The following is a 12,765-nucleotide window of genomic DNA, read 5'->3' as shown; positions in this document are numbered from 1 at the left end:
GGTTTCCTCTCCTGCGCCGTCTCTGGGGGACGGTCGCGGGAATTGTTGGCATGGTCAGGTCCCGGATGGAACACATCGCGTGCGCGACAGCGGAAATGCCGCGCCGCAGCATCATTGGTTTGCGCCCCGGTTGTCGCAGATGCGCGACACTTTCCCCGGTACACGAAAATATTGACGATGCCGGCGCGGTTCTCCCTTCCCCCGCCCGGGGCAGATCCGCCTGACTTCGCCCTGGCGAGCCGGAAACCGGCCGCACCCGGCCGCAGGCCGGGGCCATGGGAGGTAACGCGCGACATGGCCTGCGCCAGGGCCAGCCGGCACGACCGGCCTGCATGCGATCCGTTGTCCCGGCACGGCTGTGGCGCCGGTGCAATGACGGCGCGTCGCTTCCCTCCGCACCTGGGCCTGGGCCGTACGGATACTCCAGGTTCCGGCCGGACTGAAACGACACAGTTCCACACAGGGAGATTCCAGGAATGCAGATGAGCCGCGAGGACCTGCTCCGCGCCTACCGCATCATGCGGACGATCCGCGACTTCGAGGAGCGGCTGCACATCGAGTTCGCCACCGGTGAGATCCCGGGCTTCGTGCATCTCTATGCCGGGGAGGAAGCCTCGGCGGCGGGGGTGTGCATGCATTTGACCGAGCAGGACAGCATCGCCAGCACGCATCGCGGTCATGGCCACTGCATCGCCAAGGGCGTCGCGGTGGAGGGGATGATGCACGAGATCTATGGCCGCAAGCAGGGCGTCTGCGGCGGCAAGGGCGGATCGATGCACATCGCCGATCTCTCGAAAGGCATGCTTGGCGCCAATGGCATCGTCGGCGGCGGCCCGCCGTTGATCTGCGGCGCGGCGCTGACGGCGAAGGTGCTGAAGACCGGCGCGGTGGCGGTGGCGTTTCTTGGTGATGGCGCCTCGAACCAGGGCACGACGCTGGAAAGCTACAACCTGGCCACGATCTGGAAGCTGCCGGCGATCTTCGTCGTCGAGGACAACGGCTATGCGGAATCGACCGCCTCGTCCTATTCGGTCGGCGGGTCGCAGGCGAAGCGGGCCGAAGGCTTCGGCATGCCGTGCCATGAAGTCGACGGCTTTGACTTCTTCGCCGTGCACGAGGCCGCCGGCATCGCCATCGCCCGCGCCCGTGCCGGCGAGGGGCCGAGCATGCTGCATGTCCGGCTGGCCCGCTACTACGGGCATTTCGAAGGCGACGCCACGACCTATCGCGCACCCGGCGAGGTGGACCAGTTGCGCGAACGGCAGGACTGCCTCAGGCGGTTCCGCAGCCGTGTGACCGATGCGGCGTTGCTGCAGGCTGCGGATCTGGATGCCGTGGACCATGCGGTCGCCGGGGAGGTCGATGGCGCGGTGCGCCACGCCAAGGCCGCGCCGCTGCCCACCGAGGCCGAGCTGCTGACCGACGTCTACGTCAGCTACTGACCGACAGGGGGAGGAAAAACGATGAGCAGGAAAAGCTATCGCCAGGCCATCAACGAGGCCCTGCGCCAGGAAATGCGGCGTGACCCGACCGTGGTGCTGATGGGCGAGGACATCGCCGGCGGCGCCGGCGCGCCGGGCGAGGACGATGCCTGGGGCGGCGTGCTCGGCGTGACCAAGGGGCTGGTGGGGGAATTCGGCCGCGATCGCGTGCTCGACACGCCGCTGAGCGAGAGCGCCTATGTCGGCGCCGCGGCCGGCGCCGCCGCCACCGGCCTGCGCCCGGTCGCCGAGCTGATGTTCGTCGACTTCATGGGCGTCTGCTTCGACCAGATCTTCAACCAGGCAGCCAAGTTTCGCTACATGTTCGGCGGCAAGGCAAGCACGCCGATGGTGATCCGCACCATGTATGGCGCGGGCTTCCGGGCGGCGAGCCAGCACAGCCAGTGCCTGTATCCGGTCTTCACCCATATCCCCGGCCTGAAGGTGGTGATCCCGTCCTCGGCCTATGAGGCGAAGGGGCTGCTGATCCAGGCCATCCGCGACGACGACCCGGTGATCTTCTTCGAGAACAAGGTGCAGTACGACGAGGAGGAGGAAGTTCCCGACGAGAGCTACACCATTCCCTTCGGCGAGGCGAACCTGACCCGCGAGGGCGATGACGTCACCATCGTCGCCTTCGGCCGCATGGTCGGCATGGCCAACATCGCGGCGGACCGGCTGGAGAAGCAGGGCATTTCCTGCACCGTGGTGGACCCGCGCACCACCTCGCCGCTCGATACCGGCACCATCCTGGAATGCGTGGAAGCGACCGGCCGGCTGGTGATCGTCGACGAGGCGAGCCCGCGCTGCAACATGGCCACCGACATCTCCGCCCTGGTGGCACAGGAGGCGTTCGACGCCCTGAAGGCGCCGATCCGCATGGTCTGCCCGCCGCATGTCCCGGTGCCCTTCGCGCCCAATCTGGAGGATGCCTACATCCCCAGTGCGGAGAAGATCGAGGCGGCCGTGCAGGGCCTGATGGGCCGGGCGAGGAAGGCGGCATGAGCACGAGCACCGGCGCCATCATCCCCATCACCATGCCCAAGTTCGGGCTGGCGATGACGGAGGGCAAGATCGCCTCCTGGGCCAAGCCGGAAGGCGCGGCCGTCGCGGTGGGTGACGAACTGGCCGATATCGAGACCACCAAGATCACCAATGCCTATGAAAGCCCCGTGGCCGGGGTGCTGCGTCGCCACGTCGCGCCGGAGCAGGAAGACCTGCCGGTCGGCGCGCTGATCGCCGTCGTGGCGGATCCCTCCGTGCCGGAGGTCGAGATCGACGCCTTCGTTACCCGCTTCCAGGCGGAGTTCGTCACCCGCCAGTCGGTGGAGGCGACGCAGGGCGCGCCCGCCCCGGCCACGATCGAGGCCGGCGGCCACAGCCTTCGGTATCTCGAACTCGGGCAGGCCCATGAGGGCCGTCCGATCGTGCTGATCCACGGCTTCGGCGGCGACCTGAACAACTGGCTGTTCACCCAGCCCGCTTTGGCCGGGCAGGTGCGGGTCATCGCGCTGGATCTGCCCGGCCATGGCGGATCTTCCAAGCAGGTCGGCGCGGGCGATCTCGCCGCGCTCTCCGGGGCGCTGCTGGCGTTCCTGGCGGCGAAGGACATTCCCAGGGCGCATCTGGTCGGCCATTCCCTGGGCGGCGCGGTGGCGTTGCGCACGGCGCTGGACAAGCCGGCCCATGTCGCCTCGCTGACGCTGATCGCCCCGGCCGGGCTGGGGACGGAGATCGATGGCGCGTTTCCGGCCGACTTCATTTCCGCCGGTCGCCGCAAGCAACTGCAACCGGTGCTGCAGAAGCTCTTCGCCGACAAATCCCTGGTCAGCCACGACATGGTGGAGGACCTGCTGCGGTTCAAACGCCTGGACGGGGCGAAGGAGGCGCTGAGCGCCATCGCCGAGGCGAATTTCGGCGGCGGGCGACAGCAGGAGATCCTGGCGGGACGCCTGCCGGAACTGGGCGACCTTCCGGTTCAGGTGATCTGGGGCGAACTGGACGAGATCATCCCGGCCTCCCAGGCGCGGTCCTTGCCTGGCTCCGTGCGCGTGCAGGTCCTGCCGGGCGCCGGGCACATGCCGCACATGGAAAAGTCCGCCGAGGTCAACCGGATGATCCTGGGTCTCGCCCTGGGGTGAGGCCGGGCGCGGTCATCAACGAAGCAACAATCAGGGGGATCCATGTCGAACAGCGTGCAGGGCCGGGTGATCATCGTCACCGGCGCCGGCAGGGGCATTGGCGAGGCCATCGCGCGCGGCCTCGCCGCCGATGGCGCGCGTCTCGTCATCGCCGATCTGGACGGCGTCAGGGCGCGGTCAGTGGCCGAGGGCATTGCCGGGGAGGGTGGCGCGGCGATTGGCGTCGAGGTTGACGTGGCACGGCGCGACAGCGTCCGTGCCATGGTGCAGGCGACCGTCGATCGCTTCGGCCGGCTGGACGTGATTTTCAACAATGCCGGCATCGCCCAGACCCGCCCGTTCCTGTCCATCACCGAGACGGACTGGGACCGCGTCATGTCGGTCAACGCCCTGGGCGTGTTGCTCTGCACGCAGGAGGCGGTGAAGCAGATGCTGGCGCAGGGCGGTGGCGGCAAGATCGTCAACACCGCCTCGATTGCCGGCAAGCAGGGCTACGAGCCGCTGGCCCATTACTGCGCCAGCAAGTTCGCCGTGGTGGCGCTCACCCAGGCCGCGGCGCGCGCCTTCGGGCGGCATCGCATCAACGTCAATGCCATCTGCCCCGGCGTGGTGGCGACCGAGATGTGGAAGGTGATCGACAAGGGCTTCCAGGATGAGGGGCTGACCAGCCGCGAGAACGAGGCGTTCGAGCGTTTTTCCAGCGACATCCTGCTGGGGCGGCCATCGCGTCCCGACGATCTGCTCGGGGTGGCCCGCTTCCTGGCGTCCTCGGATTCGGATTACATGACGGGCCAGTCGCTGCTGGTCGATGGCGGCATGGTTCTGGTCTGAGCCGACCGTCGGAGGCCGGGGCAAGGACTGAAAGCGTTGCTGGCCTGCGCCGGCACACCGGTCCTTGCCACGGCCCATATTCCAGACCTTTGCCAGCCGGTGTTGGCCGAATCCTGGCTGGCATTCTCGGTCCGGCAAAATAATTCTTACAAATAGCATATGTCTGCGCAACAAAGATTATTTATTAAATAATGCTTAAATGTAATTTATCTTGGTCCATCGAAATTCTTTACGGCTAAGTCATATCAGATTATTATTCTGCTGATCTGATTTCGCGGGGCGTCGCGTTGTTTGCTGCGGAATCGTCGAATGGATTCCTGACGGTAAGGAACGTGGTCGTGAAGAAACTGGCCCCGCTGTTGCTCGGCGGGCTTTGGGTGGCGTTTTCCGCCCATGCGGCCCTGGCGCAATGGTACCCGCCGCCGCCTGACCGGCCGTATGCCGACCGGCCGTATGCTCGTCCCCGCGGTTACTATGAACCGCCGCCACGCCAGTACGGGCCCTGCGGGCCGTATATGCGGCCTTATTATCCGCCGCCCTATTATGGGGCGCAGTGGGTCTGCGGCCACCGTTCCGGTCAATGGCATTGGCGGTAGGGCGGCCATAATGCGCAGGCTTTGTCTGCCGCTCGCGATGGTCATGCTGCTGACGGGATGCGCGCAGCGGCTGGCCGGTTACGACAGGTATGGAAATCCCGTCTACGAAGAAGATTCCACGGGCGAGGTGGTCGGGATCGTCGCCCTCGTTGGGGCGGCGGCATTGCTTGGTGCCGTTCTGGCCAGCGACAATGACAAGCACGACGGCCGTCGTGCGTCACATGGCAAACGCTATCGCAGGTCCGACCGGGATCGATACTGAAGCCCGGCCGGACCGTTCAATGTTGGAGAATGCAAGTGTTGCTGCCGGCGCCAGAATGGCAGCACGGTGATTATTCGAAGGAAGCGCGGGTCACGTCATTGTTCTTGTCGTAGCGGATGGTGATCTTGCTGACTGAGCAAAGATCGATGTTGCTCCAGACCGCGCTGGAACTGTCCACCGTATAGACCACCTTCAGGTCCCAGCGGCAGGTGCTGGTGTTCCGGGAGAAATGGATATTGGTGCGCTCGCCGTCACCCAGGGTGTCCCGGCCGAGGACGTCTTCCTGCCAATCGTTGGATTTGCTGGGGGAGACGTAGACCTCACTGAGTTCATAGCCGGTCTTATTGATCAGGGTGAAGTCTTGCTTTGCCCCTTCTGCGTGCGCCACGCCGGCAAGAGAAGCCAGCACGATTGCGGACATTGCCGTGATGTGCATCTGGGTGTCTGTCCGCGAGGATCTTGAATTTGGGTAATGAGTTACCAGTTTCCTCGTATGTGGACCAAGGAGAACCGAGCCCGCTACGATCGTAGCGGTCTGCGCTATGAGAGCGACCTGACCGACGCTGAATGGGCGTTGGTGGCACCGTTGATTCCGCCGGCCAAGCATGGTGGTGCCACACGCAGTGTCGACGAGCGGGAGATCGTCAACGGGCTGATGTACATCCTGAGCACCGGTTGCCAATGGCGGGCGATCCCGAAGGACCTGCCACCGCGCAGCACGCTGTGGGGTTATTTCGACCGCTGGGAATGGGACGGCACGCTGAAGCGCATCCATCATGCGCTCTACGTGCAATGCCGCGAACAGGCTGGGCGTGAGGCCAGCCCGACGGCCGCGATCATCGACAGCCAGAGCGTGAAAAGCGCCGAAAAAGGGGGAAGTCGATCGATCCGCCTGCGTACGATTCGGGCAAGAAGATCAGGGGCAAGAAGCGCCATATTCTCGTAGATACCGAGGGCTTCGTGCTGGAGGCGATCGTGCATGCCGCCGACCTGCAGGATCGGGACGGCGGCGTCCTGCTGTTGGCCGCCCTGTTCGGCCTGTTCCCGTTCCTGCGCAGGCTCTACGCTGATGCGGCCTACCAAGGCCCCAAGTTCGAGGCGGCAGTGAAGCGTCTCCTGCGGCAGGTCAAGCTGGAGATCGTCCGTCGGGCCGATGCCGCCAACGGCTTTGTGGTGTTGCCGAAACGCTGGATCGTCGAGCGCACGATCGGCTGGCTCAACCGTTGCCGCCGCCTCGCCAAGGACTGGGAGAACCTGAACCGCAAGGCGCTCGCATTCCTGCGACTCGCCTCAATTCGCCTGATGGTCCGAAGGCTCTGCCAACCCGCATGAACTTCTCGGACAGACACTGGGACATCCTTGTAAAGTGGTGCATTATTCAAGAATAAATAATCAAATAACAAGCGTCAACTCTGAAAATTATGGAAGATTATTTGAATATCACGCACAATAAATAAATATTGCTGCCAATCCATATCAAAATTGGATGTATTTTATAATCGTATTTCATCGTGTTTGTAAATTCAGAGGTTGCCGGCTGAAACACGCCAGATTCCGAAAATATCCTGCAAATCATTGCAAATATGCGTCGTATTTGATGTGATGCCCTGCGTCGCATGCGTATCTGCACTCGGGGCACCTGGGGACACCAACCACCGAAGGCGGGACGCCGGAAACCTCGGCGGTGTCACCGGCATTGCACGGCGATCCTCCGGGAACAGTTGACCAGGCCGTGGCCGCTTCGGGGCGTGGCAGGGAGGCAGTGGAGAGGGCGCGCATGGATATTGACATTCCGCCAATGGTCGAGCGGATAGAAAGCCGGCTGGAGCGCCTCGATATCCCTGCTGAAGAGGCGTGCCGGCGGGCGGGGCTTCCGCCGGATTTCCTGTTCAGGTTGCAGGCGGGCAAGCAGCCGGTGCCGCGGGGGCGGCGGCTGGTCCGGCTTGCCGAAGCGTTGGAGACGTCCGTGTCGTATCTTGTCGGCCTGGATCCGGACACCCAGCCGCCGCCCGAACTGCTCGAGGAAGACCAGGGCTCGCTGGGGCTGCTGGCCGGGGATGAGGAAGCCTTGCTGCGCGCCTATCGTCGCCTGGACGTCTCTTCGCGCGCCGCGATCCTGCGGGTGCTGCACAAGATGGCGGGCCCTGAGCCGGAACCTGAAGTCACGACGGCGAAGCGTCGTCGGAAGGGCTGACCCCGCTGGCACCGGGGGCGCATTACGACGATTGCGGCAGCAGGCGGACGGTCGCCTCTTCCGGCACGCGGGTGAGCGCGGCGGCTCGGCGCAGGACGGAGGGGAACAGGGACGCGGCCAGCATGATCGCCGACTGACCCGTCCTCCCGCGGCCAAGGCAGTACAGCGCCATGGCGCGACCCACGGGCATGGCGAGATCGGCACGCAGTTGGCGATGATAGGCCGCCGCCGCCTGGCCCGCCAGGAACATGCGGGCCGCCAGGGCAGCGCTGTGCAGTGCGATTGCCATGCCATCCCCGGTGAAGGACGGAATCACTGCCGCCTGATCGCCCAGGCGCCAGAGCGCGGCCGGGTCGGCGGCGGAGGGTGCGTGCAGATAGCCATAGGGCACGCGGCAGATCGTCAATGGCGGCTCGAACAGCGGCACGGCGCCATCCAGCCGCGCATCGAGATGCCGGCTGGCGTGGCGCAGCGCCGGCAGCAGCGCGTCCCAGGTGCCGCCGGCCCGGGTCAGCCAGCCGCGGCGCACCAGCAGGCACAGATTGGCCCGGTCGGCTTCGACCGGCTGCAGGCCGGCATAGCCTTCGCGGAACAGGATCACTTCGACATGCCGGCGCAATGCCTGTCGCTGCGCCGGTGCAAGCCGGTAATGCAGCTTGAAGCCGACCAGATCATCGGGGTGGCCAGGCAAGGGGCGCCGCATCCCGCGCAGATCGTGCTTGCCGGTGGCCAGGAACAGCGCGCCGGTGCGGCAGGTGGTTTTTCCGTCCGTGCCTGTCAGCGCGATGGCGGTCCCGGCCTGTGGCGCGGCCCGGAGGATGGCCTCGCCGCGGCGCAGCGTGGCGCCGGCGGCGGCGGCGCGGGCCAGCAACGCCTCGTCGAGCACACGGCGCGACAGGCCGAAGGCCGGGAAGGGCAGGTCTGTCTCGACCTTTCGCCCGTCGCGCACCAGGCGCAGCGCGTGGATCCTTTCCCCACCCAGCGCGCCCAGGTCCACCCCCAGCGCTGCCAGGTGGCGGCAGGCTTCCCCGCTCAGGAATTCGCCGCAGATCTTGTCGGTGGCCCTGGCATGGCGTTCGAACAGCACCACCGGATGGCCGGCGCGGGCAAGCAGGAGGGCAGTGGCCGCGCCGGCCGGGCCGCCGCCCACGACGACGGCAGGCGATATCACCGCAGCCGCGCGACGCAGAGGCGGAACGGCATGTGCCATCGCACCCTGGCCTGCGTGACCCCTGCCTCGGTCAGCAGCGCCCGCCACTCGCCGGGGCGGAAGGCACGGGCGATGGAAATGGTGCCGTCCTCGCGGATGATGCGGTGCCAGCGCATCATCCGCGCCAGCAGGCGGAACCCGTAATAGGGCAGGGCATGGCGATGCAGGTCGGAGATGAACCAGCCCCGCCGCGCGTGCAGATCCATCCAGCGCAGGAAGGCCAGGATCTGTGCGTCGTTCAGATGGTGGGCGAACTGGGAACTGACGATGAAGTCCGGCGGCGGGTTGGGGACATGGTCGAACACGTCGCCGGTTTGCCAGGCGATCGTCATGTCCGCGGGCGTCGCGGCGGCGGCGATGCCGGCGCTGCGCGGGTCGAGGTCGAGGCCGGCCAGCACCGGCACCAACCCCGCGCGCAGGGCCCACCGATGGACGGCACGCAACAGGTCGCCCTGGCCGTACGCCACGTCCAGCACCGAGACAGGCGTGCCGCGCGGCCAGTCGCGCGTCGCCCGCGCCAGGAAGCGCAAGGTCGGGCGGTGGGTCAGGGTCAGCCGGTTGACCGTGGCGAGATCGGCGAGGCAGCGCGCCAGCACCTCCGGCGGGGTGGCGGGGTCGTTCATCACTTCCGGCAGATCGCTGCGACGCGACAGGTCCATGGATCATCCCACCCGGTGGAAGCGGAAGCTTTCCGCGGCCATGCCGGGCCCGAACGCCATGGCGAGGCCGCGCGCGCCCTTCGCCCGATCGGCCGCGGGGCCGTCGAGCAGGCGGCGCAGCACGAACATTACGGTCGCCGAGGACATGTTGCCATGCCCGCGCAGCACGGCACGTGACGCGCCCAGTGCGTCGGGGCCGAGCCGCAGGCCGATTTCCACCGCGTCCAGCACGGTGCGCCCGCCGGCATGCACGGCCCAGAGATCGACTGCCTGCGGTCCCTCGCCGCGCAGGATGCCGGCGGGGTCGGCGCGCGTCAGGTCGTCGCGCAGCGCCGCCGCGATGCGGCCGGGCACCTGGCCGGAGAGGTGCATCAGGAAGCCGCCATCGCCGATGTGCCAGGTGATCAGACCGGCGCTGTCGGGGATCAGCGTGCTGCGGAAATCGCCGAGGGCGAAACCGGTCGGGTCGGCCGAAACCAGCGCCGCGGCGGCACCGTCGCCGAACAGCAGGAAGGACAGCACCGTTTCCAGGTCGGCGGTTTCCTGGAAGTGCAGGGTGCAGAGTTCCAGGGTGACGACCAGCACGCGCGCGGAGGGATCGGCCCGCACCGCATCACGAGCCATGCGCAATGCCGGCACGGCGGCGGCACACCCCATGAAGCCGATCAGGCTGCGTGCGACACCGGGGCGCAGGCCCAACCGTGCCACGAGTTGCAGATCAAGCCCAGGCGCCGAGAAACCGGTGCAGGACGCGATGACCAGATGGGTGATGCGCGCCATCGCGGCGGCATCGAGGCCGAGATCGCCCACCGCCCGCACCGCCAGGTCCGGCGCGCCGCGCTCATACAGCGCCATGCGCGCGGCGGTGCCGGGGAAGCGGCCGCGCCCATAGAACCCGTCGGCGTCCACCTCGCCGGCGGCGAGATTGCCCGGGCGCAGCAGCGACCAGCGGCGCTCGATGCCGGCGCGCTCGGCCATGCGGTCGAGCACCAGCCGGGTGCGCGCATCGGGCAGCAGGGTGCGGGCGAAGGCGACGAAGGGGGCGTGGATGTCGTGCGCCGGCACCGCGGTGCCGATGCGGTTGAGATACGCCTCTGCGCTCATGGCCCGGCCCGCCGCGCCACCAGCACGGCGTTCAGCCCGCCAAAGGCGAAGGAGTTGGACATTGCCACCTCGATCGCAGCCGCCCGCGCCACATTCGGCACGCAGTCGAGATCGCATTCCGGATCGGGTTCGCGGAAATTGATCGTGGGCGGCAGCAGGCCGCGGCGCAGCGCCGCGACGGTGGCCAGGAACTCCAGCGCGCCACCCGCGCAGAGGCAATGTCCGAGCATCGATTTCACCGAGGAGACCGGCGGCGGGTGCGGGCCGAACACGCGGCGGATGGCGGCGGTTTCGGTGCGGTCGTTCAGTCGCGTGCCGGTGCCGTGGGCGTTGATATAATCGATCGTGGCGGCCGGCAGGCCGGCATCGGCGAGCGCCGCCTGCATCGCCTCGGCGGCGCCCTCCGCGCTCGGGGCGGTCAGGTCGGCGGCGTCGGCCCCCATGCCGAAGCCCAGGATCTCCGCATGGATCGTCGCCCCGCGGGCGTGGGCGTGTTGGTATTCCTCCAGCAGGAACACGGCGGCGCCTTCGCCCAGGACGAGGCCGGTGCGGTCGCGCGAGAACGGCCGGCACAGATCGGGGCTGAGCACGCGCAGCGCTTCCCAGCCCTTGACGCAACCGGGCGTGATCGAGGCATCGCTGCCGCCGGCCAGTGCCAGGTCGAGCAGGCCGCCGCGGATCATGTGGAAGGTGAGCCCGATCGCGTGGGTCGAGGAGGCGCAGGCCGAGGCGGGGGCGAAGCAGGGGCCGCGCAGGCCGAATTCCATGGAAACCAGGCTGGCCGCGCCACTGGGCATGCAGCGAGGAAGGGTGAGCGGAGGAAAGCGGTTGAGGCCCTCGGCGTAGAAGTCGTGATAGGCCGTCTCGTAGGTGCCCTGGCCGATGGCTGCCCCCAGCACGACCCCGGCGCGCGTCGGGGCAAGGCCGGCAAGTGCGTCCCCCTGCATTGCCTGCCGCGCGGCGACCAGGGCGAATTGCGCGGTGCGATCGAGCTGGGCGAGGCGGCGCGGCTCGAAATGCACCGCGGGATCGAAGCCGGTGACCTCGGCGGCGGTGCGGATGGAAAGACGGTCGGTCGGGATATTGGCGATCGGGCGGATGCCGCAGAGTCCGGCTGCCAGTGCTGACGCCAGCGCGACCGCGTCATGGCCGGTCGCGGCGATGCCGCCGAGGCCGGTGACGGCGACGCGCCGCAGGGTCAAGCGATGACACCGGGTGCGGTGTTCCCCGTCGTGGGACGGGGGCGATCGAGGGTGGCGAGCACATGCGTGACCAGTTCGGCAACCGTCGCGAACTCGGCCCCGGCGCGATCGGCGACGACCGGGATCTCGACATCGAAATGCGATTCCAGGGCGAACAGGGTCTGGGCCATGTCCAGTGAGGCGATGCCGAGGTCCTGGATGGTGGCGTCCGACCGCAGTGCGGCCTGCTCAACCCCGGTTTCCCTGGCGATGATCGCCAGGATCTCGTCGACCCGCGGGTCGGCGGCTCGCGGCATGGCCTCGGTCATGCGGGGTACGGGCTCCTTGTTCATCGCAGCTATCGTCGCCACGCAGATATAGTTGCGCTCGGTACAGCGAAACCCACTGCCCTGGCCCCACAATCCCGGCATCGTGCCTCACCTTTCACCGCCTGCCGCTCTTGCAGTCCCGCAAGCAACCAGGGCGCGCCGGCGCGAGTTTTCCTCCGCTGAGGGAGGACACGCCCATGCCCGACGACAAAACCGGAAAGAGACGCGAAACCACCGGAAAGCTGTCAGTCCAGGCGGAAAGCAACGGACGCACCAAGGCACCTCCGGCGGCGTCCTCCGGCATTTCATCTGGCTGCAACCTGGCAGCATATTGCCTGCGACTGGATCGCTCTGCGGCCTTCATTCGGTGGGGACGCGTGGCGGCTGCAGCAGGGGGCAGCACGCCCGAAACGGTTCCCGGTCGGGATCTGGGCGGTTTGCGGGCGTGATCGCCGCCGATGCCCCAACCCATCTTCTGGAAGCGGCCAATCCCGCTATCTCCCCCTATCTGCCGATCGATATCGGGCGGCGGGATGTGCGTGCGCCCGATGCGCCGCTGCGTCAGATGATCGAGGTCCTGGGGCAGGTGCTCGCCGAACTGGGCTCGGCTGAGGCGCTGGTTGCGCATGACTTGCCGGATGGTGACGATGACGACCTGCTCAATCTTGCCGGCGTACTGGCGCTACGGGGTGACGGCGGGGCCTTCACCCGGGCCTGCACAGACCACATGCCGCGCCAGACGCCGGTCGTGGCCACGTTGCGCTACTGAGGACGGAG

At 67.3% G+C, this 12,765-nt stretch carries 14 protein-coding genes; 8 read left to right on the top strand and 6 right to left on the bottom strand.

The window, feature by feature from the left end; translation table 11 throughout:
- Window positions 1–476 precede the first annotated feature (476 nt).
- From NBY65_RS08540 to NBY65_RS08520, 5 genes are all read left to right on the top strand, one after another.
- Complete coding sequence (locus NBY65_RS08540) at window positions 477–1,442, top strand: thiamine pyrophosphate-dependent dehydrogenase E1 component subunit alpha (protein ID WP_150042446.1); 966 nt, start codon at window positions 477–479, stop codon at window positions 1,440–1,442.
- A gap of 21 nt (window positions 1,443–1,463) precedes the next feature.
- Complete coding sequence (locus NBY65_RS08535) at window positions 1,464–2,486, top strand: alpha-ketoacid dehydrogenase subunit beta (RefSeq protein ID WP_150042445.1); 1,023 nt, start codon at window positions 1,464–1,466, stop codon at window positions 2,484–2,486.
- The gene (locus tag NBY65_RS08530) at window positions 2,483–3,622 is read left to right on the top strand and encodes an acetoin dehydrogenase dihydrolipoyllysine-residue acetyltransferase subunit (protein ID WP_150042444.1); all 1,140 of its coding nucleotides are present in this window, start codon (window positions 2,483–2,485) and stop codon (window positions 3,620–3,622) included. The genes NBY65_RS08535 and NBY65_RS08530 overlap by 4 nt, the downstream gene beginning before the upstream one ends.
- Before the next feature lie 42 nt (window positions 3,623–3,664).
- Window positions 3,665–4,453 (top strand): SDR family NAD(P)-dependent oxidoreductase, encoded by a 789-nt coding sequence (locus tag NBY65_RS08525; RefSeq protein ID WP_150042443.1) that lies wholly within the window; start codon window positions 3,665–3,667, stop codon window positions 4,451–4,453.
- A 633-nt stretch (window positions 4,454–5,086) separates the two neighbouring features.
- Window positions 5,087–5,311 (top strand): hypothetical protein, encoded by a 225-nt coding sequence (locus NBY65_RS08520; protein WP_150042442.1) that lies wholly within the window; start codon window positions 5,087–5,089, stop codon window positions 5,309–5,311.
- 70 nt (window positions 5,312–5,381) lie between these two features.
- Here NBY65_RS08520 and NBY65_RS08515 read toward each other — a convergent pair whose 3' ends face one another.
- Complete coding sequence (locus NBY65_RS08515) at window positions 5,382–5,747, bottom strand: argininosuccinate lyase (RefSeq protein WP_150042441.1); 366 nt, start codon at window positions 5,745–5,747, stop codon at window positions 5,382–5,384.
- 57 nt (window positions 5,748–5,804) lie between these two features.
- Here NBY65_RS08515 and NBY65_RS08510 point away from each other — a divergent pair.
- Together NBY65_RS08510 and NBY65_RS08505 are read left to right on the top strand one after the other, a co-directional pair.
- Window positions 5,805–6,643 (top strand): IS5 family transposase gene (locus NBY65_RS08510; RefSeq protein WP_250265759.1). Its coding sequence is split into 2 segments (ribosomal slippage): window positions 5,805–6,189 and window positions 6,189–6,643, totalling 840 coding nucleotides; the frame shifts between segments, so codons are not numbered across the junction.
- Between the two features lie 445 nt (window positions 6,644–7,088).
- The gene (locus NBY65_RS08505) at window positions 7,089–7,505 is read left to right on the top strand and encodes a helix-turn-helix domain-containing protein (protein WP_150040590.1); all 417 of its coding nucleotides are present in this window, start codon (window positions 7,089–7,091) and stop codon (window positions 7,503–7,505) included.
- 22 nt (window positions 7,506–7,527) lie between these two features.
- Here NBY65_RS08505 and NBY65_RS08500 read toward each other — a convergent pair whose 3' ends face one another.
- Genes NBY65_RS08500 through NBY65_RS08480 form a run of 5 tightly spaced genes read right to left on the bottom strand, consistent with a single transcriptional unit; the run spans window position 7,528 to window position 11,988 of the window.
- The gene (locus tag NBY65_RS08500; RefSeq protein WP_250265646.1) at window positions 7,528–8,715 is read right to left on the bottom strand and encodes an NAD(P)/FAD-dependent oxidoreductase; all 1,188 of its coding nucleotides are present in this window, start codon (window positions 8,713–8,715) and stop codon (window positions 7,528–7,530) included.
- Window positions 8,673–9,374 carry a methyltransferase domain-containing protein gene (locus tag NBY65_RS08495; protein ID WP_150040589.1) on the bottom strand — a complete coding sequence of 234 codons (702 nt, stop codon included), beginning with the start codon at window positions 9,372–9,374 and terminating at the stop codon, window positions 8,673–8,675. The genes NBY65_RS08500 and NBY65_RS08495 overlap by 43 nt, the downstream gene beginning before the upstream one ends.
- A 3-nt stretch (window positions 9,375–9,377) precedes the next feature.
- Window positions 9,378–10,478 (bottom strand): type III polyketide synthase, encoded by a 1,101-nt coding sequence (locus NBY65_RS08490; protein ID WP_150040588.1) that lies wholly within the window; start codon window positions 10,476–10,478, stop codon window positions 9,378–9,380.
- Complete coding sequence (locus tag NBY65_RS08485; RefSeq protein WP_239002767.1) at window positions 10,475–11,680, bottom strand: beta-ketoacyl-[acyl-carrier-protein] synthase family protein; 1,206 nt, start codon at window positions 11,678–11,680, stop codon at window positions 10,475–10,477. Before NBY65_RS08485 ends, NBY65_RS08490 begins: the two co-directional genes overlap by 4 nt.
- Window positions 11,677–11,988 carry an acyl carrier protein gene (locus NBY65_RS08480; RefSeq protein ID WP_162530521.1) on the bottom strand — a complete coding sequence of 104 codons (312 nt, stop codon included), beginning with the start codon at window positions 11,986–11,988 and terminating at the stop codon, window positions 11,677–11,679. Before NBY65_RS08480 ends, NBY65_RS08485 begins: the two co-directional genes overlap by 4 nt.
- 445 nt (window positions 11,989–12,433) lie before the next feature.
- On the opposite strand from NBY65_RS08480, the gene NBY65_RS08475 reads away from it, so the two are divergent.
- Window positions 12,434–12,757 (top strand): hypothetical protein, encoded by a 324-nt coding sequence (locus tag NBY65_RS08475; protein ID WP_150040586.1) that lies wholly within the window; start codon window positions 12,434–12,436, stop codon window positions 12,755–12,757.
- The last annotated feature ends 8 nt before the right edge of the window (window positions 12,758–12,765 follow it).

It is taken from the genome of Rhodovastum atsumiense (genome assembly GCF_937425535.1).
GTDB lineage: Bacteria > Pseudomonadota > Alphaproteobacteria > Acetobacterales > Acetobacteraceae > Rhodovastum > Rhodovastum atsumiense.
Note: the sequence above shows the minus strand (reverse complement) of the source record. Positions and strands in the feature narration are given on the sequence as shown.

What these genes read in the sequence shown, in the direction of transcription:
- NBY65_RS08505 (WP_150040590.1), top strand. Translation starts at nt 7,089, where the DNA reads ATGGATATTGACATTCCGCCAATGGTCGAGCGGATAGAAAGCCGGCTG.
- NBY65_RS08520 (WP_150042442.1), top strand. Translation starts at nt 5,087, where the DNA reads ATGGTCATGCTGCTGACGGGATGCGCGCAGCGGCTGGCCGGTTACGAC.
- NBY65_RS08530 (WP_150042444.1), top strand. Translation starts at nt 2,483, where the DNA reads ATGAGCACGAGCACCGGCGCCATCATCCCCATCACCATGCCCAAGTTC.
- NBY65_RS08495 (WP_150040589.1), bottom strand. Translation starts at nt 9,374, where the DNA reads ATGGACCTGTCGCGTCGCAGCGATCTGCCGGAAGTGATGAACGACCCC.
- NBY65_RS08490 (WP_150040588.1), bottom strand. Translation starts at nt 10,478, where the DNA reads ATGAGCGCAGAGGCGTATCTCAACCGCATCGGCACCGCGGTGCCGGCG.
- NBY65_RS08500 (WP_250265646.1), bottom strand. Translation starts at nt 8,715, where the DNA reads ATGGCACATGCCGTTCCGCCTCTGCGTCGCGCGGCTGCGGTGATATCG.
- NBY65_RS08480 (WP_162530521.1), bottom strand. Translation starts at nt 11,988, where the DNA reads ATGACCGAGGCCATGCCGCGAGCCGCCGACCCGCGGGTCGACGAGATC.
- NBY65_RS08525 (WP_150042443.1), top strand. Translation starts at nt 3,665, where the DNA reads ATGTCGAACAGCGTGCAGGGCCGGGTGATCATCGTCACCGGCGCCGGC.
- NBY65_RS08540 (WP_150042446.1), top strand. Translation starts at nt 477, where the DNA reads ATGCAGATGAGCCGCGAGGACCTGCTCCGCGCCTACCGCATCATGCGG.
- NBY65_RS08535 (WP_150042445.1), top strand. Translation starts at nt 1,464, where the DNA reads ATGAGCAGGAAAAGCTATCGCCAGGCCATCAACGAGGCCCTGCGCCAG.
- NBY65_RS08515 (WP_150042441.1), bottom strand. Translation starts at nt 5,747, where the DNA reads ATGCACATCACGGCAATGTCCGCAATCGTGCTGGCTTCTCTTGCCGGC.